18 protein-coding genes, 1 pseudogene and 1 other annotated feature are annotated in these 19,817 nt (G+C 37.0%); of the genes and pseudogenes, 17 read left to right on the top strand and 2 right to left on the bottom strand.

The window, feature by feature from the left end; translation table 11 throughout:
• Positions 1-9: 9 nt before the first annotated feature.
• Positions 10-351: pseudogene (locus AAG068_RS22030) on the bottom strand (PH domain-containing protein).
• A gap of 222 nt (positions 352-573) precedes the next feature.
• Positions 574-793, top strand: a binding site (T-box leader).
• A 40-nt stretch (positions 794-833) separates the two neighbouring features.
• Between AAG068_RS22030 and alaS the strand changes: the two are divergent.
• The 12 genes from alaS (at position 834) to AAG068_RS21970 (ending at position 13,072) form a co-directional block, all read left to right on the top strand.
• On the top strand, positions 834-3,476 hold the full coding sequence (alaS, locus tag AAG068_RS22025; RefSeq protein WP_342715809.1) for an alanine--tRNA ligase: 2,643 nt from the start codon (positions 834-836) through the stop codon (positions 3,474-3,476).
• A 76-nt stretch (positions 3,477-3,552) separates the two neighbouring features.
• A complete protein-coding gene (locus tag AAG068_RS22020) occupies positions 3,553-3,819 on the top strand; it encodes an IreB family regulatory phosphoprotein (protein WP_000348590.1) in 267 nt (88 codons plus the stop codon).
• A 3-nt stretch (positions 3,820-3,822) separates the two neighbouring features.
• The gene (ruvX, locus tag AAG068_RS22015; RefSeq protein ID WP_001221197.1) at positions 3,823-4,236 is read left to right on the top strand and encodes a Holliday junction resolvase RuvX; all 414 of its coding nucleotides are present in this window, start codon (positions 3,823-3,825) and stop codon (positions 4,234-4,236) included.
• Positions 4,237-4,248: 12 nt separating this feature from the next.
• Entirely contained in the window at positions 4,249-4,527 is a 279-nt protein-coding gene (locus AAG068_RS22010) for a DUF1292 domain-containing protein (protein WP_000392247.1), read from the top strand.
• Positions 4,528-4,897: 370 nt separating this feature from the next.
• Positions 4,898-5,968 (top strand): endolytic transglycosylase MltG, encoded by a 1,071-nt coding sequence (mltG, locus tag AAG068_RS22005; protein ID WP_342715808.1) that lies wholly within the window; start codon positions 4,898-4,900, stop codon positions 5,966-5,968.
• Between the two features lie 202 nt (positions 5,969-6,170).
• Complete coding sequence (locus AAG068_RS22000) at positions 6,171-6,812, top strand: O-methyltransferase (RefSeq protein ID WP_342715807.1); 642 nt, start codon at positions 6,171-6,173, stop codon at positions 6,810-6,812.
• Positions 6,813-6,819: 7 nt separating this feature from the next.
• On the top strand, positions 6,820-7,749 hold the full coding sequence (locus AAG068_RS21995; protein ID WP_342715806.1) for a peptidase U32 family protein: 930 nt from the start codon (positions 6,820-6,822) through the stop codon (positions 7,747-7,749).
• Positions 7,750-7,767: 18 nt separating this feature from the next.
• Positions 7,768-9,048, top strand: coding sequence for a peptidase U32 family protein (locus AAG068_RS21990; protein WP_000217970.1), 1,281 nt, complete (start codon positions 7,768-7,770; stop codon positions 9,046-9,048).
• 17 nt (positions 9,049-9,065) lie between these two features.
• Positions 9,066-9,704, top strand: coding sequence for a uridine kinase (udk, locus tag AAG068_RS21985; RefSeq protein ID WP_000537078.1), 639 nt, complete (start codon positions 9,066-9,068; stop codon positions 9,702-9,704).
• Positions 9,705-9,982: 278 nt separating this feature from the next.
• Positions 9,983-10,459 (top strand): transcription elongation factor GreA, encoded by a 477-nt coding sequence (gene greA, locus AAG068_RS21980; RefSeq protein WP_000179963.1) that lies wholly within the window; start codon positions 9,983-9,985, stop codon positions 10,457-10,459.
• A 91-nt stretch (positions 10,460-10,550) separates the two neighbouring features.
• Positions 10,551-12,305, top strand: coding sequence for a peptidoglycan D,D-transpeptidase FtsI family protein (locus AAG068_RS21975; RefSeq protein WP_342715804.1), 1,755 nt, complete (start codon positions 10,551-10,553; stop codon positions 12,303-12,305).
• A 116-nt stretch (positions 12,306-12,421) separates the two neighbouring features.
• A complete protein-coding gene (locus tag AAG068_RS21970; RefSeq protein WP_342715803.1) occupies positions 12,422-13,072 on the top strand; it encodes a YrrS family protein in 651 nt (216 codons plus the stop codon).
• 34 nt (positions 13,073-13,106) lie between these two features.
• On the opposite strand, the gene AAG068_RS21965 is transcribed toward AAG068_RS21970, so the two are convergent.
• A complete protein-coding gene (locus AAG068_RS21965; protein WP_000010984.1) occupies positions 13,107-13,322 on the bottom strand; it encodes a YrzA family protein in 216 nt (71 codons plus the stop codon).
• A gap of 136 nt (positions 13,323-13,458) precedes the next feature.
• On the opposite strand from AAG068_RS21965, the gene AAG068_RS21960 reads away from it, so the two are divergent.
• From AAG068_RS21960 to adhE, 5 genes are all read left to right on the top strand, one after another.
• Positions 13,459-14,097: a class I SAM-dependent DNA methyltransferase gene (locus AAG068_RS21960; protein WP_098670110.1), complete on the top strand. Its 639-nt coding sequence runs from the start codon at positions 13,459-13,461 to the stop codon at positions 14,095-14,097.
• A gap of 14 nt (positions 14,098-14,111) precedes the next feature.
• On the top strand, positions 14,112-14,807 hold the full coding sequence (gene mtnN / locus AAG068_RS21955; protein WP_048531328.1) for a 5'-methylthioadenosine/S-adenosylhomocysteine nucleosidase: 696 nt from the start codon (positions 14,112-14,114) through the stop codon (positions 14,805-14,807).
• 82 nt (positions 14,808-14,889) lie between these two features.
• The gene (locus AAG068_RS21950) at positions 14,890-15,813 is read left to right on the top strand and encodes an O-acetylserine dependent cystathionine beta-synthase (protein ID WP_342715800.1); all 924 of its coding nucleotides are present in this window, start codon (positions 14,890-14,892) and stop codon (positions 15,811-15,813) included.
• Positions 15,814-15,816: 3 nt separating this feature from the next.
• Positions 15,817-16,950: a bifunctional cystathionine gamma-lyase/homocysteine desulfhydrase gene (locus AAG068_RS21945; protein WP_342715799.1), complete on the top strand. Its 1,134-nt coding sequence runs from the start codon at positions 15,817-15,819 to the stop codon at positions 16,948-16,950.
• Positions 16,951-17,209: 259 nt separating this feature from the next.
• Entirely contained in the window at positions 17,210-19,813 is a 2,604-nt protein-coding gene (adhE, locus tag AAG068_RS21940) for a bifunctional acetaldehyde-CoA/alcohol dehydrogenase (protein ID WP_342715798.1), read from the top strand.
• Positions 19,814-19,817 lie beyond the last annotated feature (4 nt).

Below are 19,817 nucleotides of genomic sequence, written 5' to 3'. Positions count from 1 at the left end.
GGGCTTTCCTTATTTAGAGAGCTGCTCGTTTATTTGTTGAACGAGAGAGCTTACATCATTTGTTTGAATATGTTTTATTTTTTCCATTCATTATCATACATAAATATAATTTGATTGCTGAAAAGGCGATTTTGTTCTTTTAGGTCAGAAATTTTTTCGAAAGAGTACTCCTCAAATAATGGGTTCTTGCTTACATCTGGTCCGTAAAAGAAGAGCCGTTTGTTCGTTAAAATTAACAGTCCTGGTCTTGCAACGGAACGATAAATATATATCTAATGAACAGGCCACGTAAAATAATATCGTTTCGTCAGTCGTTAACATATTTTTAGCTCTGTTCAATAAGGTTGTCATTATAATCGCTCCTTTATTATTGATAATTTAATTGTAATAAAAATAAAATATTCAGAAAAGCTCATGGAGGTAGTACAATTTAGTAATACACGCATAATATATGAAAAGGCTGTTAAGAATGAATAGTAGAATAGCTATGATTAATAAGGAATTGATATAATATAAATGATTATCTACATTGACAAACTTAAGAGAAGTCTATTATATTTAGTCATATAATACATTAAATCAATGACGGAACAAGTACGTTACAGTCCATTTATAGAGAGAAGCTTCCATATGGCTGAAAGAAGCTTTAAATGAAGGGTAACAGAAAGCTAATCCTGAGAGCAGCTAATCACTGCCGTCTTGCCACGTTACGGCACCATGAGGTGATGAATTGATTTGTATAGTAATCAATTCATAATTAGGGTGGTATCGCGAGTTAACTCTCGTCCCTTTTATAGGGGCGGGAGTTTTTTATATTTAAGGAGGAAAATACAATGAAACAACTAACAGGCGCACAAATTCGTCAAATGTTTTTAGACTTTTTCCAAGAAAAAGGGCATGCAGTAGAACCTAGTGCATCACTAGTTCCACATGAGGATCCATCTCTTTTATGGATTAATAGTGGTGTAGCAACATTAAAAAAATATTTTGATGGACGTGTGATCCCGCAAAATCCACGTATTACAAATGCTCAAAAATCAATTCGTACAAACGATATTGAAAACGTAGGGAAAACAGCTCGTCACCATACATTCTTTGAAATGTTAGGAAACTTCTCAATCGGTGATTACTTTAAAGAAGAAGCAATTACTTGGGCTTGGGAGTTCTTAACGAGCGACAAGTGGATCGGATTCGATAAAGAATTACTATCAGTTACAATCCATCCAGAAGATGAAGAAGCATTCACAATTTGGAATGAGAAAATGGGCGTTCCAAAAGAGCGCATCATCCGTTTAGAAGAAAACTTCTGGGATATCGGTGAAGGACCAAGTGGACCGAATACAGAGATTTTCTATGACCGCGGAGAAGCTTACGGTAATGACTTTAGTGATCCAGAATTATATCCAGGCGGAGAAAACGAGCGTTACTTAGAAGTATGGAACCTTGTATTCTCTCAATTTAATCATAATCCAGATGGTTCATATACACCACTTCCTAAGAAAAACATCGATACAGGGATGGGTCTAGAGCGTATGACATCTATCGTTCAAGATGTGCCTACAAACTTTGACACAGACTTATTCATGCCAATGATTGGTGCAACAGAAACAATCTCAGGCGAGAAATATCGTAATGGTGACTTAGAAAAAGATATGGCGTTTAAAGTAATCGCTGACCATATCCGTACAGTAACATTCGCTGTTGGTGACGGTGCTCTTCCATCTAACGAAGGCCGTGGTTATGTATTACGTCGTTTATTACGCCGTGCTGTTCGTTACTCTAAGAAATTAAACATCAACCGTCCGTTCATGTTTGAATTAGTACCGGTTGTTGGAGAAGTAATGAAAGACTTCTATCCAGAAGTACTTGAAAAGAAAGATTTCATCGCAAAAGTTGTGAAAAATGAAGAAGAGCGTTTCCACGAAACACTTCATGATGGTGAAGCAATTTTAGCTGAAGTTATCGCAAAAGCAAAAGAAGAAAAAACAACTGTTATTTCTGGAGTAGATGCGTTCCGTCTATATGACACATACGGTTTCCCAATTGAATTAACAGAAGAATATGCAGAAGAAGCTGGTATGACAGTTGATCATGAAGGCTTTGAAAATGAAATGGAAAAACAACGTGAGCGCGCACGTGCTGCTCGTCAAGACGTTGATTCTATGCAAGTTCAAGGTGGTGTCCTTGGAGAAGTGAAAGTAGCGAGCGAATTCGTTGGTTACGGTACAGTAGCGACAGAAAGTAACGTTGTTGCACTTGTGAAAAACGGCGAATACACAGACAGCTTACAAGCTGGTGAAGAAGGACAATTAATGCTTGATGTAACACCATTCTATGCTGAGAGCGGTGGACAAATTGCAGACCGTGGTTACCTTCTTGCTGACGGTGTGAAAGTTCTTGTAAAAGACGTACAAAAAGCACCAAACGGCCAAAACTTGCACAAAGTTGTTGTTGAAGAAGGTACATTAACGAAAGATGCAGCTGTGAAAGCTATTATCGATACGAAAAACCGTGGTAGCGTTGTGAAAAACCATACAGCAACTCACTTACTACACCAAGCTTTGAAAGATGTACTTGGAACGCACGTTAACCAAGCAGGTTCTCTTGTAACTTCTGAACGTTTACGCTTTGACTTCTCTCACTTCGGTCAAGTACAAGCTGACGAATTAGAAAAAATTGAGCGTATCGTAAACGAGAAAATTTGGGAAAGTATTGATGTTGAGATTTCTCAAAAAGCAATCGAAGAAGCGAAAGAAATGGGTGCAATGGCATTATTCGGTGAAAAATACGGTGATGTTGTACGCGTTGTACAAGTTGGCGATTACAGCTTAGAGCTTTGCGGTGGTTGTCACGTTGATAACACAGCTTCTATCGGTATTTTCAAAATCGTTGCTGAGTCTGGTATCGGTGCAGGAACTCGTCGTATTGAGGCGGTAACTGGTAAGTCTGCATACGAATTAATGAACGATCAAGTAGGTTTATTAAAAGAAGCAGCAGGAAAAATGAAAACAAATCCGAAAGATATTTTAACAAGAGTAGATGGTTTATTTGCTGAAGTAAAACAACTTCAAAAAGAAAACGAATCTCTTGCAGCAAAATTAAGTAACATTGAAGCTGGAAACTTAACTGATTCAGTAATGACAGTTGATGGCGTGAATGTATTAGCGGCAAAAGTAAATGTTGCAGATATGAACAACTTACGTACGATGATGGATGACCTAAAAAATAAATTACAATCTGCAGTTGTCGTATTAGCGTCTGTAAATGATGATAAAGTAAACATCTTAGCTGGCGTAACAAAAGATTTAATTAGCCAAGGATACCATGCTGGTAAACTTGTGAAAGAAGTAGCTTCTCGTTGTGGCGGTGGCGGTGGTGGCCGTCCTGATATGGCACAAGCGGGCGGTAAAAACCCAGCGCAAGTTGAGGAAGCTTTAGCATTTGTACAAGAGTACGTTAAATCTGTTTCAAAATAAAGAGATAGTAGTGTACAATGGTAGGGAGAGGAGAAGTTCTTCTCCCTATACTTACTATATAAGTGAGGTGCTTGAAATGGACGGTTTTGATAAAACAATGAAGTTTAGCATTCAAGATGAAAAACAGAGTGTCCATGTAAATGATGTACTTTTAACTGTGTATGATGCACTTCAAGAAAAAGGCTATAATCCGATTAACCAAATCGTCGGTTACTTATTAAGTGGAGACCCAGCATACATACCTCGCCATAAAGATGCACGAAGCATCATTCGCAAGCTTGAACGTGATGAATTAATTGAAGAGCTTGTGAAGTCTTACTTGAAACATCATCGTGAGGAGTAATTTATGCGGATATTAGGTTTAGATGTAGGTACAAAAACAGTCGGAGTTGCAATTAGCGACGAAATGGGTTGGACAGCGCAAGGACTTGAAACAATCAAGATTAACGAAGAACGAGGTCAATTTGGTTTTGACCGCATTTCTGAGTTAGTAAAACAGTACGATGTGGACAAGATAGTAGTAGGTTTACCTAAAAATATGAATGGTACAATTGGCCCGCGTGGTGAAGCATGCCAACAATTTGCAGAAAACCTACGAGAGCTGTTACAATTAGACGTTGTAATGTGGGACGAGCGTTTGTCAACGATGGCAGCGGAACGTCTGCTCATTTCAGCCGATGTAAGCCGTAAGAAGCGAAAGCAAGTAATTGATAAGATGGCTGCAGTCGTAATCTTACAAGGATTTTTAGATAGTAAATAAGAGGTGACCAAAATGGAAGAAAATCAAATTACAATTGTAGACGAAAAAGGTAACGAACATTTATGTGAAATTATTTTCACTTTTGACGCTGAAAAATTTGGCAAAAAATCATACGTAGTCTTCTCTCCAATCGGTGAAGTAGACGAAGATGGAGACCAAATTTATGATGCAATGGCTTATGAGCAAAACGAAGAAGAGGGCGGAACTTTACTTCCAATCGAATCTGAAGAAGAGTGGGAAATGGTACAAGAAATGTTCAACACTCTAGCTGATGAGCAAGAAGCTGAATAATAAGTACTGAAAAGATGGACGATATATCGTCCATCTTTTTTTATCCCGCTTTAATGGGCAGTAAGACCCTCACCTCAAAATTCAGCGAAAGCAAAGAAGTTAGGTGGGGGGCGGGCTGCCCATTAAAGTCCGATTGGTGAGGGCTGATAATCAGTGGGGGATGAAGAAAACCCCCACTGATTAAAGTTTCACTTTATATGTAAAATGAAAGATTTTTTGTCGAAACTGCGTAATCCTTTGTAGTATAATGAGACGGATTGTAGAAAAATAAAGTATCTGTCAAAAATGATAGGTAAGTTTATTGTGATTTTTCATTGTGTTGTATAGAAAGATGTACATATGGCCTACAATTGAATAAGGAGGAAGAGTTTTGGTAGAGAATCAAGTGAAAAAGAAGCGTAGACGCATTTTTTTATTTTCGATTATTGCACTGCTTTTAGTTTGTGGTTCAGTCTATGCGTATATTTCATTCGCATTAGGACCAGTTGATAGCGGGAATAAAAAAGAGATTGAAGTAGAAATTCCAAAGGGATCATCTACTAGTAAAATTGGTGAGATTTTAGAAGAAAAAGGTGCTGTGAAAAACGGTACAGTTTTTAGTTTTTATACAAAGGCTAAATCTAAAAATTTACAAGCGGGTACATATTTATTAAATCCTTCAATGAGTGCGAAAGATGTTATTGAACAAATGTCATCGGGTAACGTACATCGTCCAGCTCTTTATAAAGTGACGATAAAAGAAGGTGCACAAGTAACTGAAATTGCAGAAACGGTTGCAAATGAATTAAAGTGGAATAAAGATGATGTCGTACGTCAATTAAACGATAAAGCGTTTATTCAAAAAATGCAGCAAAAGTATCCGAAGTTGTTAACGGATAAAATCTTTGATAGCAATATTAAATATCCATTAGAAGGTTATTTATATCCTGCGACGTACTCTTTCTATAAAAAAGATACGACGTTAGAAGAAATTGTAATTTCTATGCTTGAGAAGACGAATGCAATCATCGTTCAAAACGAGGCGAAAATGAAAGCGAAAAACTGGGATGTTCATCAGCTTTTAACATTATCTTCACTTATTGAAGAAGAGGCAACAGGCTTTACAGATCGTCAAAAAATCTCTAGTGTCTTTTATAATCGTTTAGCAAAGGGTATGCCTCTGCAAACGGATCCAACGGTATTATATGCACTTGGAAAGCATAAGCAGCGTGTATTATACGAGGATTTAAAGATAAACTCACCGTATAATACGTATGTTGTAAAAGGATTGCCAGTTGGTCCGATTGCAAACTCTGGTAAACATTCAGTGGAAGCGGCGTTAGAGCCTGCTCAAACAGTTTATTATTATTTCTTAGCTGCACCAACTGGTGAAGTGTACTATGCGAAAACATTGGAAGAGCATAATGCATTAAAGCAAAAATACATTACGAAAAAACAGTGAAATGGGGAGGGATAGCGAAAAAGGTCGCACATCCCTCTTTTTTGTGGTAAAATATATCGGGTTAAAAACTGGCAGAAGAATCGTTTTTAATATCAAAACGGGACGTACAAGCTAAGGGTAAAGCTGGCTTGTATTTTTATTGCATTCTATGTGTGAAAAGACGTCATAGAGGCACTTCTCCATGTAAATAAGGAGGACCATTATGGAGGATGCAGTTAACGAGTACCTATTATCATTTATTGATCCGAAAGATAAATTAATTCTTGAAATGGAAGACTATGCGAAAGAAAAACATGTGCCGATTATGGATCGACTTGGAATGGAATTTATGTTGCAATTTTTACGTTTAATTGGACCAAAAAGCATTTTAGAGCTTGGTACAGCAATTGGCTATTCTAGTATTCGTATGATGCAAGCTATTCCAAATTCTCGCATTGTGACAGTTGAGCGCAATCGCGAGCGATATGAAAAAGCACTTGAATATATAGAACGTTCACCAGTTAAAGAGCGTATTTCCGTTATTTACGGTGATGCGTTAGAAACAGGCGAGCAAGTAGAAGAACATGGAACATTTGATGTTATTTTTATTGATGCAGCAAAAGGACAATATCGTCGCTTTTTTGACTTATATGAACCGTTATTAAATCCTGGTGGCGTAATTATTTCAGATAATGTTATGTACCATGGCCTTGTAACGACTAAGGAGAAAATTGAAAACAGACGTACACGTGGTTTAATCCGTCGTATTAAGACGTACAATGAATGGCTTATGAACCATGAAGGATATGATACAACGATTTTTCCAATTGGTGATGGAGTAGCTGTTAGTAAAAAGAGAGGGTGACCAAGGTATGAAGAAACCTGAATTGTTAGTAACGCCAAAAGCAGTGGCGGATATCGAACCTCTTGCGAAAGCAGGAGCAGATGCGGTAATGATCGGTGAGCAAAAGTTTGGTTTACGTTTAGCAGGGGAATTTTCACGTGAAGATGTGAAACAAGCTGTGAAGATTGCACATGAAAATGGTGTAAAAGTATACGTAGCAATGAACGCGATGTTCCACAATGATAAAGTTGAAGACTTAACAGATTATGTTGCATTTTTAAACGAAGTACATGTAGATGCAATTGTTTTCGGAGATCCAGCGGTATTGATGGCGGTTCGCGAAGTTGCACCAAATATGCAACTGCACTGGAATACAGAAACAACTGCAACAAACTGGTTTACTTGTAACTACTGGGGACAAAGAGGAGCAAAACGTGCTGTATTAGCTCGTGAGCTTAGCTTAGATGAAATTGTTGAATTAAAAGAAAATGCTGAAGTGGAACTTGAAGTACAAATTCACGGTATGACTTGTATGTTCCAATCGAAGCGTTCATTAGTAGGAAACTACTTTGAGTATCAAGGACGTCATCTTGACATTGAAAAGAAAAAATATGAAGAGAATATGTTCTTATATGACCCAGAGCGTAACAATAAATATCCAATTTATGAAGATGAAAATGGTACTCACATTATGAGTCCAAACGATATTTGTTTCATTGATGAGTTAGAAGAGCTAATTGATGCTGAAATCGATAGCTTAAAAGTTGATGGTGTACTAAAAAGCTCTGAATACATTATTGAGGTAACGAAGAAATATCGTAAAGCAATTGATTTATGTGTAGAAGATCGTGATGCGTATTATGACGTGAAAGACGATTTATATAAAGAGATAGAAGAAATGCAACCGGTAAATCGTCCGTTAGATACAGGATTCTTCTTTAAAGAGACGGTTTACTAAACGAGGAGGGTGTAGGAAATGACTGTACAAGAAATTTCACGAGTGATCGATGGCAAACGCGTTATTGTGAAGAAACCTGAACTGTTAATCCCTGCGGGTAACTTAGAAAAATTAAAAGTAGCTATCCATTACGGGGCAGATGCTGTATATTTAGGTGGACAAGAATTTGGTCTTCGTTCGAATGCAGGTAACTTTACACTGGAAGAAATGGCAGAAGGTGTGGAATTTGCAAAGAAATATGGAGCAAAAATATATGTAACAACAAATATCTTTGCGCATAATGAAAATATGGACGGGCTAGAGGAATATTTAAAAGGGATTGAAAAAGCTGGCGTAACGGGAATTATCGTTGCTGATCCGCTTATTATTGAGACGTGTAAACGTGTAGCACCTTCTGTTGAGGTGCATTTAAGTACACAACAATCACTATCCAACTGGAAAGCAGCACAGTATTGGAAAGAAGAAGGTTTACATCGTCTTGTATTAGCTCGTGAAGCAAGCTATGAAGAGATGAAAGAGATTAAAGAAAAAGTGGATATTGAAATTGAAGCATTCGTCCATGGTGCAATGTGTATCGCATATTCAGGAAGATGTACATTAAGTAACCATATGACAGCGCGTGATTCTAACCGTGGTGGTTGTTGTCAATCTTGTCGCTGGGACTATGATTTAGTTCAAACAGTATCACAACATAAAGATGCAAAAGAGCTTCCTTTATTCCAAGAAGAAGATGCTCACTTTGCAATGAGTCCAAAAGACTTAAATTTAATTTTATCAATTCCGAAAATGATTGAAATTGGAATTGATAGTTTAAAGGTTGAAGGACGTATGAAATCAATCCATTACGTAGCGACTGTAGCGACAGTATATCGTAAAGTAATTGATGCATATTGTGCGGATCCTGATAACTTTGAGTTTAAACAAGAATGGTTAGATGAGCTGGATAAATGTGCAAATCGTGATACAGCTCCTGCATTCTTTGAAGGGGTTCCAGGACATCAAGAGCAAATGTTTGGAAATCATAGTAAGAAAACAACGTATGATTTCGCTGGTTTAGTGTTAGATTATAATGAAGAAACGGGCATCGTAACGATTGAGCAACGTAATCATTTCAAACCAGGACATGAAGTGGAGTTCTTTGGACCAGAAATAGAAAACTTTACGCAAACGGTGGAGAAAATTTGGGATGAGGATGGAAACGAATTAGATGCAGCGAGACATCCGTTGCAAATCGTGAAATTCAAAGTGGATCAACGAGTGTATGTGAATAATATGATGCGCAAAAGCATACTTCAATAAGAAAGAGTGGTAGTCGAATGGGGACGAATAAGCCTGTTGTAATTGGAATTGCTGGTGGTTCGGGATCAGGTAAAACGAGTGTAACGAAAGCGATTTTTGACCATTTTAAAGGTCATTCTATTTTAATCTTAGAGCAAGATTATTATTACAAAGATCAAAGCCATTTACCAATGGAAGAGCGTTTAAAAACAAATTATGATCATCCGCTTGCGTTTGATAATGATCTGTTAATTGAACATTTGCAGCAGTTGCTTGCATATGAGCAAATTGATAAGCCTGTATATGACTATACATTGCATACGCGTTCAGAAGAAATTATTCCAGTTGAGCCGAAAGATGTAATCATTTTAGAAGGAATTCTTATTTTAGAAGACCCACGTCTTTGTGAGTTAATGGACATTAAGCTATTCGTTGATACAGATGCAGATCTTCGTATTTTACGCCGCATGCAGCGTGATATTAAAGAACGCGGTCGTACGATGGATTCAGTTATTGATCAATACGTAAATGTTGTACGTCCAATGCACAATCAATTTATTGAGCCTTCTAAGAAATTTGCGGATATTATTATCCCAGAAGGTGGACAAAACCATGTTGCAATTGATATTATGGTTACAAAAATTGCAACAATTCTTGAACAAAAAGTAAATTTGTAATAGCATAGTAAAAGATATACGGTAGGAAGGGATTTTTTCCCTTCCTATCGAATACAATGAAACATGCAACCTCATCTATATATAGGTGAGGGCATATTTATATCAACTTTCCATACATATCTTCTTTATATAAAGAAGAATTGGGAATACGGGGTTGTATGTGACAACTCCGCTAGTACAGGCGTGCTAGAAACCTCCGCTCTACATATAAGCGGGGGAGTTTTCATATGGAACTCCTCTTTTTTTCGGGGGATTGGTATATAAAAGGAGTGGAAAATATGGCAACAGAAAAAACATACCCTATGACGCAAGAGGGTAAGCAAAAGCTAGAGAACGAACTTGAGGATTTAAAAACGGTAAAACGTAAAGAGGTTGTAGAGCGCATTAAGATTGCACGTAGCTTCGGAGATCTTTCTGAGAACTCTGAGTACGATGCAGCAAAAGATGAGCAAGCGTTCGTAGAAGGACGTATTACACAATTAGAAAACATGATTCGTAACGCAGTTATCATCACAGATAACGGTGAAGAATCTACAGTTGTTACATTAGGTAAAACAGTAACATTTAAAGAATTACCAGATGGAGATGAAGAAGCTTACACAATTGTAGGTAGCGCAGAAGCAGACCCATTTGAAGGAAGAATTTCTAACGATTCTCCAATCGCAAAAAGCTTATTAGGTAAGCAAATTGGTGAGAAGGTAGCAATCCAAACTCCAGGTGGAGAAATGCAAGTAGAGATTATCTCTGTAAAATAATTGAAAATCACTCGTGTAAAAGCGAGTGATTTTTTATTTGTATAAAAGATGAAACACTCCGTCCAAACTATAGTAGACGAGGTGTTTTTGTATGAAAATAAACCGGAGAATTATAATTGTTCTAATTTGTTTTATAAGTGTCATGTTTATCTTATTTTGTCGTTTAATTCAAATACAAATTATAGATACAGAGTCATTTGCGGATCGTAAGATTAATTTAATTGAAAAAAGTGTTACACAACGGACACAATCCATTACGGTAGATGATGGACGAGGTCATTTTATAGATCGAAACGGTAAGGAAATAGGCGAGAAAAAGTACCCCGTTTTAATTGTTTTTCCATTTCTACAAATAAAAAATGACATGTTAGAGAAAATTGCGCATATCATTGGTGTGTCGAGACAAGAGATTGAAAGTCAAATGAAAGATAAGAAAAGTGCATTTATCATGCAAAGGGGAGATGGACCATTTCGATTGGCACGCGAGCAGATGGAGAAGGTAAATCAATTAAATGTATTAGGTATTGTAGCAGCTGAAGTTCGTTTACGGCAAACTGGCAGGGTGAATCATTTAATTGGCAATGTGGGTGAGAATGAACGAGAATTTCAAAAACGATACGGAGAAGTAAGAAAAATTTCAAAGCAAACGCCAATTGGTATTTCAGGATTGCAACAATCATTTGATGAGTTTCTTTTGACCGATGGAGAGACGAAAGTATTGTATCAGGTGGATCGGCAAGGAGAACCGATTTTTGGAAAACAAGCGAAATATACGTCGCCTGGAAATCCGTTTTACCCAGTGAAGATTCAAACTACTTTACATAACGAGTTACAGCGAAAAGCAGAAGAAGTAGTTGAAGCAAGCGAAATAAAGAAAGGGGGATTAGTGTTACTTGATGTAAAGAAAAATGAAATTTTAGCGATGGTCAGTAAACCATCTGTACAGGTGAAAGATGAAAGGCTATATAAAACTACACTTGAAAATCAAATGTTAACACCACATTTCCCTGGTTCTGTTTTTAAAACAATAGTTGCAGCGGCAATAATTGATCAAAATGGAAATGTTTTTAATCGCAGATTTAATTGTAATAAAGATTTATATGGTGAAGACCACCCGCAAATTATGATGGGGACACTTAGTTTTAAAGAGAGCTTTGCTAGAAGCTGTAATAGGACATTTTCAGAGTTAGGTAACGAGTTAATACAAAAGGATAAGATGGTGTTAGAAACTTACGTAGCAGCTTTAGGAGCCGCTGATAAGGTTGGATGGAGAGGCTCTGTATTTCATACAACTCATTTTGAGCAAATGCCAGAGGAGAAGAGTGTTACGATTTGGGGGAATGAAGGGAATAAGAATAGTAAAAAAGCGGTAGCACAAACAGCAATTGGACAGAAAGATGTACGCATGTCACCTCTAGCGATTGCCAATATGATGGCGACAATTGCTAGGGATGGAGAAAAAATGGAAGTAAAAGCTGTTGAAAAAATAATGTATAAAAATGGAACAGACTTTTATACATTTGAAAACCATGCATTAGGTGGAAAGCAGCTTCCGTATGAAACAGTGAAAACATTACAACAGTTATTAAGGAGCGTTGTAACAACGGAGAAAGGAACAGGAGCCGCATTCAGGTCGTTACCACTAAGTGTCGCTGGAAAATCTGGGACAGCACAAACAGGAAAAGGGACGAAAGAGAATCGTTGGTTTGCAGGTTACTTTCCATATGAAAATCCAAGATACGCTTTAGTTGTCGTGGATATAGAAACGAATAGCAATGTAAATAAAGTTACACCTATTTTCAAAGCTATCGTAGAATCAATCTATCGATTAGAGAAGGAAAAGTAATCTTGCAATTCATAGTGAAATGTTTTCATTTCATGAAAATATTATTGTAAATGTTCAACCTTTCTAGATTTAATGTTACAATAGCAAGTATGAAAAACTGCATGGAGGTTTGAAGAATGGCAGGAGGATCTAGATTCCAACAGAAACAACAAAAACGTCGTCAAAACGGTGTTTTAAATATTGCAATCGCAATTGTATTAATATTAGTAGCTATTGTATCATATCAATTGTTTGTTCCTGAAAGAAAAGAAGAAGCGTCTCCTAGGGACAAAAAAGTATCTCAGCAAACAACGAAAGAGAATAAATCTGAGAAAGCTAAAGGAAAAGAAGAGACGAAGAAGAACGAGCAAGAGATGGCAGAAGCTAAGAAGAAAGAAGAAGAAGAGAAGCTAAAGGCTGAAGAAGAACAGAAAAAAGCTGAGGAAGAAGCGAAAGCTAACGAGAAAGTACCAGCTGAAAAAACACAGCCAAAGGCAACTGACGCTTATACGAAATCTTCTTGGAAGCCAGTAGGTACAGAGCAAGGTGCAACACCTGCGATGACGTTTAAAAAAGGTACAGCAGATTGGAATGAGATGAACCAAGCAATTTCAGCTGCAATTGACGTTCCAGTAGAGCAATTAGTTATTCATCGAATCGGAAATAACGGTAAAAATAAAGCTTACGGTAACGTACAAGATAAACAATCAGGTAAAAGATATTATGTAAATATTGATTGGGTAGAGAATGAGGGCTGGAAACCAGTACTTGTTCAAACTCTAAACTAAAAAAGAGAGGCTCCTTAGGAGCTTCTCTTTTTTGTTAACGCAATTTTTTTAATTTAAAATGAACAACCGCGCTATAATACGGTCTTTTGCTTTCAGGATCCATAACCATTTGATGTGAGATGTGATGAACTTCAAGCATAAGTGCTTTATTATTATCAATTTGTTCACTAATTTTTCGTTCTAAAGAAGCTAAGTCTCCCGCTTCAAAAAATTCTACTTTATCTTCTAACATTTCAAAGGTAAATGACATGAAGACGGCCCCTCTCCTATGTAATCAACTATAGTGTAACAAAGAAAAGAAGGAAATACCATGTACATTTCAATTGACATTTTTAGAAAGAGGGAATATCATACTGATAAAACCGATAAGAAAAAGGGGGATTTTTATGGGTACAGAATTTAATGGTTTATTTGATGAGTGGGCTCATACGTACGATTCATTTGTACAAGGCGAAGATATACAATATAAAGAAGTTTTCGCCCATTATGAGGACATTCTAGAGGATGTAGTTAACAAGTCATTTGGTAATGTATTAGAATTTGGTGTTGGTACTGGTAATTTAACAAATAAATTATTACTTGCTGGCCGCACAGTTTACGGTATAGAGCCGTCACGTGAAATGCGCATGATTGCAAAAGAGAAATTGCCGCAAGAGTTTTCCATTACAGAAGGTGATTTTCTTTCATTTGAAGTCCCAAATTCAATTGATACCATAGTAAGCACCTATGCATTTCATCATTTAACAGATGATGAAAAAAATGTAGCAATTGCGAAGTATAGTCAATTGCTAAACAAAGGTGGTAAAATAGTGTTTGCTGATACGATATTTGCAGATCAAGATGCATATGATAAAACTGTTGAAACAGCAAAACAAAGAGGTTTTCATCAGTTAGCAAATGATTTGCAAACGGAATACTATACACGTATTCCAGTCATGCAGTCTATTTTTGAAAACAATGGCTTCCATGTAACGTTTACGAGATTAAATCATTTCGTTTGGGTAATGGAGGCAACTAAGCAATAGAAAGAGGGATTAGATTGAGAATTGCTGTAATTGGAGCAATGGAAGAAGAAGTACGTATTTTACGTGACAAATTAGAACAAGCAGAAACAGAAACGGTTGCGGGTTGTGAATTTACGAAAGGACAATTAGCAGGACATGAAGTAATCCTGTTAAAGTCTGGTATTGGTAAAGTAAATGCAGCGATGTCAACGACAATTTTATTAGAAAGATATAAGCCTGAAAAAGTAATTAATACTGGTTCAGCTGGTGGATTCCATCATTCTCTAAATGTAGGAGATGTCGTTATTTCAACAGAAGTTCGTCATCATGACGTAGATGTAACAGCATTTAACTATGAGTATGGTCAAGTACCAGGAATGCCGCCGGGATTCAAGGCGGATGAAGCGTTAGTTACATTAGCTGAGAAATGTATGCAGGCAGAAGAAAATATTCAAGTTGTAAAAGGTATGATTGCAACAGGCGATTCATTTATGAGTGATCCGAACCGCGTTGCAGCAATTCGTGATAAATTTGAAGATCTTTATGCAGTAGAAATGGAAGCAGCAGCTGTTGCGCAAGTATGCCACCAATATGAGGTCCCATTTGTTATTATTCGTGCACTTTCTGATATTGCTGGTAAAGAATCAAATGTTTCATTTGATCAATTTTTAGATCAAGCAGCTCTTCATTCTACAAACTTTATCGTAAAAGTACTAGAAGAGTTAAAGTAATGTAACAAAAAGGCAACTGTCTCATATAAAGAAAATACATACAGTTGCCTTTTCTTTATTGGCAAATAAGGGGGAGAACACGATGAATATATATCGTGGAGTTCATGAGTTAATTGGTCATACACCAATTGTAGAAATTACTCGTTTTTCACTTCCGGAAGGGGTTCGTTTATTTGCAAAGCTTGAATTTTATAACCCAGGTGGAAGCGTTAAGGACCGGCTAGGAAGAGAATTAATCGAAGATGCGCTAGAAAAAGGGCTTGTAACCCAGGGTGGAACAATTATTGAACCGACTGCTGGAAATACTGGTATTGGACTGGCACTTGCAGCGTTACAACATGATTTACACGTTATTGTTTGTGTACCAGAGAAATTTAGTATTGAAAAACAAGAATTAATGAAAGCACTAGGCGCAACGGTCGTGCATACGCCGACTGAGCAAGGAATGACCGGTGCGATTGCAAAAGCGAAAGAGTTAGTAAATGAAATACCGAATTCATACTCTCCAAGTCAGTTTGCGAATGAAGCAAACCCGCGTGCATATTTCAAAACACTAGGTCCTGAACTTTGGTCGGCACTTAACGGAGAGATTAACATATTTGTTGCAGGAGCAGGAACTGGTGGTACATTCATGGGGACTGCATCTTATTTGAAAGAAAAAAATATAGATATAAAAACGGTTATTGTCGAACCAGAAGGCTCTATTTTAAATGGTGGTAAATCTGGCTCGCATGAAACAGAAGGGATTGGCCTTGAATTTATCCCGCCATTTTTGAAAACATCTTATTTTGATGGAATTCATACAATTTCTGATCGAAATGCATTTTTAAGAGTAAAGGAATTAGCGCAAAAAGAAGGACTGCTCGTTGGGAGCTCTTCCGGAGCAGCATTTCATGCAAGTTTACTTGAAGCAGAGAAAGCGGCGCCAGGTACAAATATTGTAACGATTTTTCCTGATAGTAGTGAGCGCTATTTAAGTAAAGACATATACAAAGGATGGGAATAAAAAATGAGAGCAAAGACAAAGTTAATTCATGGTATTCGCATAGGAGAACCTTCAACTGGATCTGTAAATGTACCGATTTATCAAACAAGTACGTACAAACAAGAAGCAGTTGGTAAGCATCAAGGATATGAATATTCACGTACAGGCAACCCAACACGTGCAGCTTTAGAAGAAATGATTGCTGTATTAGAAAACGGTCATGCTGGTTTTGCATTCGGTTCAGGAATGGCTGCTATTACAGCTACAATTATGCTGTTCTCAAAAGGTGACCACGTTATTTTAACAGATGATGTGTATGGTGGAACGTACCGCGTTATTACGAAAGTATTAAACCGCTTCGGTATTGAGCATACATTTGTAGATACAACAAAATTAGAGGAAGTTGAAGAAGCGATTCGTCCAAATACGAAAGCGATTTACGTGGAAACACCAACGAACCCATTACTGAAAATTACTGATATTAAGAAAATATCTACTCTTGCAAAAGCGAAAGATTTATTAACAATTATTGATAACACATTCATGACGCCATATTGGCAGTCACCGATTTCTTTAGGAGCAGACATTGTACTTCATAGTGCAACGAAATATTTAGGAGGTCATAGTGACGTAGTTGCAGGTCTAGTAGTTGTAAATAGCCAGCAATTAGCAGAAGACCTTCACTTTGTACAAAATTCAACAGGAGGCATTCTTGGTCCACAAGATAGCTTCTTACTACTTCGTGGTTTAAAAACATTAGGAATTCGAATGGAAGAGCATGAAACGAATTCACGCGCTATTGCGGAGTTTTTAAATAACCATCCAAAAGTAAATAAAGTATATTACCCAGGCCTTGAGTCACATCAAAACCATGAACTTGCAACAGAACAAGCAAATGGATTTGGTGCTATTATCTCATTTGATGTAGATAGCGAAGAAACGTTAAATAAAGTACTTGAGAAATTACAATACTTTACACTTGCTGAAAGTTTAGGAGCAGTAGAAAGTTTAATTTCTATTCCATCTCAAATGACACATGCATCAATCCCAGCTGATCGTCGCAAAGAATTAGGAATTACAGATACATTAATTCGAATTTCTGTTGGTATTGAAGACGGCGAAGATTTAATTGAAGATTTAGCAAAAGCGTTATCATAATAAAAATGCACTGCTCATATAGGCAGTGCATTTTTATTATGATATTTTGTGAAATATTTCACAAAATAGACATGCACAAATGAAATCATTTCATGTATATTAAGTTCATGAAATGTTACTCACGAACAAACTTGTGAAATGTTTCACAAATAATGAGGTTCATGTAGGAAAGCAACTCTATTTTTTTTGCGCTAATCGGGACTCATTATGACCTATAGGGTCTTATTTAGTCCAAGATAGCAGAATAGGAGGAATTTACATGGTAGTCAAAGAGAAAGTTGTAAATGAAATGCAGGAAGTAAAAGAGATGGTTGATACGTTAGTGAATAACGGTCGAAAGGCTTTACAAGCATTAGAAAGTTTTACACAAGAGCAAATTGACAACATTGTTCATGAAATGGCATTAGCAGGTGTTGATCAACATATGCCACTTGCGAAGTTGGCTGTTGAAGAAACAGGTCGTGGTGTATACGAAGATAAATGTATTAAAAATATTTTTGCTACTGAATATATTTGGCATAGTATAAAGAAAGATAAAACAGTAGGGATTATTCACGAAGATCCTCATGAAGAAATAATAGAAATTGCGGAACCGGTCGGTGTAGTAGCTGGGGTAACGCCAGTAACGAATCCAACATCGACAACGATGTTTAAAGCATTGATTGCGATAAAAACGAGAAATCCAATTATTTTCGCATTTCATCCTTCCGCACAAAAATGTTCCATTGCAGCGGCGAAAACAGTATATGATGCAGCAGTGAAGGCGGGGGCACCAAAATATTGTATTCAGTGGATTGAAAAACCTTCTGTTGAAGCAACGAAACAATTAATGAATCATGAAGATGTTGCGCTTGTTTTGGCCACTGGAGGAGCAGGTATGGTGAAATCAGCTTATTCTACTGGAAAACCAGCGCTAGGTGTAGGTCCTGGTAATGTACCATGTTATATAGAGAAATCAGCGCATATAAAACGAGCAGTTAATGATTTGATTTTATCCAAAACATTTGATAACGGCATGATTTGTGCATCAGAACAAGCAATCATTATAGATAAGGAAATTTATGATGCTGTGAAAGCAGAAATGATTGCAAATGATTGCTACTTTGTAACAGAGGAAGAGAGAAGAAAATTAGAAAAACTTGTTATTAATGAAAATACATGTGCGGTAAATAGTGATATTGTAGGGAAATCCGCACAGTATATTGCCGCATTAGTTGGAATTAATGTGCCTGAAAATACAAAAATGCTTGTAGCTGAAATACAAGGTATCGGAGCAGCATATCCACTATCTCGTGAGAAATTGAGTCCAGTATTAGCTTGTGTAAAAGCAAATTCATTAGAAGAAGGATTTACATATTGCGAAGAAATGTTAAACCTTGGTGGTTTAGGACATTCAGCAGTTATCCATTCTGTAAATAAAGAAGTGCAAAAGCAATTTGGATTACGTATGAAAGCTTGCCGCCTTATTGTAAATGCCCCTTCATCACAAGGTGGAATCGGTGACATATATAATGGATTTATTCCATCACTTACGCTTGGCTGCGGTTCCTACGGGAAAAACTCGGTTTCTCAAAATGTAACAGCGACGCATTTATTAAATATAAAAAGGTTGGCAAATAGAAAAAAGAATATGCAGTGGTTCAAATTACCACCAAAAATTTATTTTGAAAAACATGCGACAGCATATTTAGCAAATATGCCTAACATTTCACGTGCGTTTATTGTAACGGATCCAGGAATGGTTGAGCACGGATATGTAGATACGGTCGCGCATTATTTACGTAAACATGCAAATGATGTGAAAGTAGAAGTTTTCTTTGAGGTTGAGCCAGACCCATCAGATGAAACTGTGTTTAAAGGTGCGGAAATGATGAGAAGTTTTCAGCCAGATGTAATTATTGCACTGGGTGGTGGATCAGCTATGGATGCAGCGAAAGGGATGTGGCTTTTCTATGAGCATCCAGAAACAACATTCTATGGGATTAAACAGAAGTTTTTAGATATAAGAAAACGTACATGTAAATATCCGGAATTAGGGAGTAAGGCACAATTTGTTGCCATTCCAACAACATCAGGAACAGGATCAGAAGTGACACCATTCGCGGTTATTACAGATAAGAAAAATAATATAAAGTATCCACTCGCAGATTATGAATTAACACCAGATGTAGCAATTGTTGATCCGCAATTTGTAATGACAGTACCACCACATGTAACAGCTGATACTGGGATGGACGTATTAACGCATGCAATTGAGGCGTATGTGTCTGTTTTAGCAAATGACTATACAGATGGATTAGCATTAAAGGCCATTGATCTCGTATTTAAATATTTACCAAGAGCATTTAAAGATGGAAATGATGAAGAAGCACGAGAAAAAATGCATAATGCTTCTGCAATCGCAGGAATGGCATTTGCCAATGCTTTTCTAGGTATTAATCACAGTTTAGCACATAAAATTGGACCGGAATTCCATATTCCGCATGGGCGTGCGAATGCAATACTTATGCCACACGTAGTTCGCTATAATGCTATTAAGCCAAGAAAACACGCGTTGTTCCCAAAATATGAGCACTTTGTAGCTGATGAACGCTATGCACATATTGCGAGAATGCTCGGACTTCCAGCAAGTTCGGTGGCAGAAGGTGTGGAATCACTTGTCCAAGCAATTATTGAACTTGGAAAAAAATTAAATATAAACATGAGTATTGCAGGACAAGGGGTTGCTAAAGACCAATTTGAAGAGGTTGTTGGATTATTGGCAGAAAGAGCTTTTGAAGATCAATGTACAACAGCTAATCCAAAGCTCCCTCTCATTTCAGAGCTGAAAGAAATTTATATGAAAGCATATAAAGGTGAGTAATGGT

This window comes from Bacillus paramycoides, from assembly GCF_038971285.1.
Lineage (GTDB): Bacteria > Bacillota > Bacilli > Bacillales > Bacillaceae_G > Bacillus_A.
The sequence above is the reverse complement of the archived record's forward strand: the minus strand, read 5'-3'. Positions and strand labels throughout refer to the sequence as shown.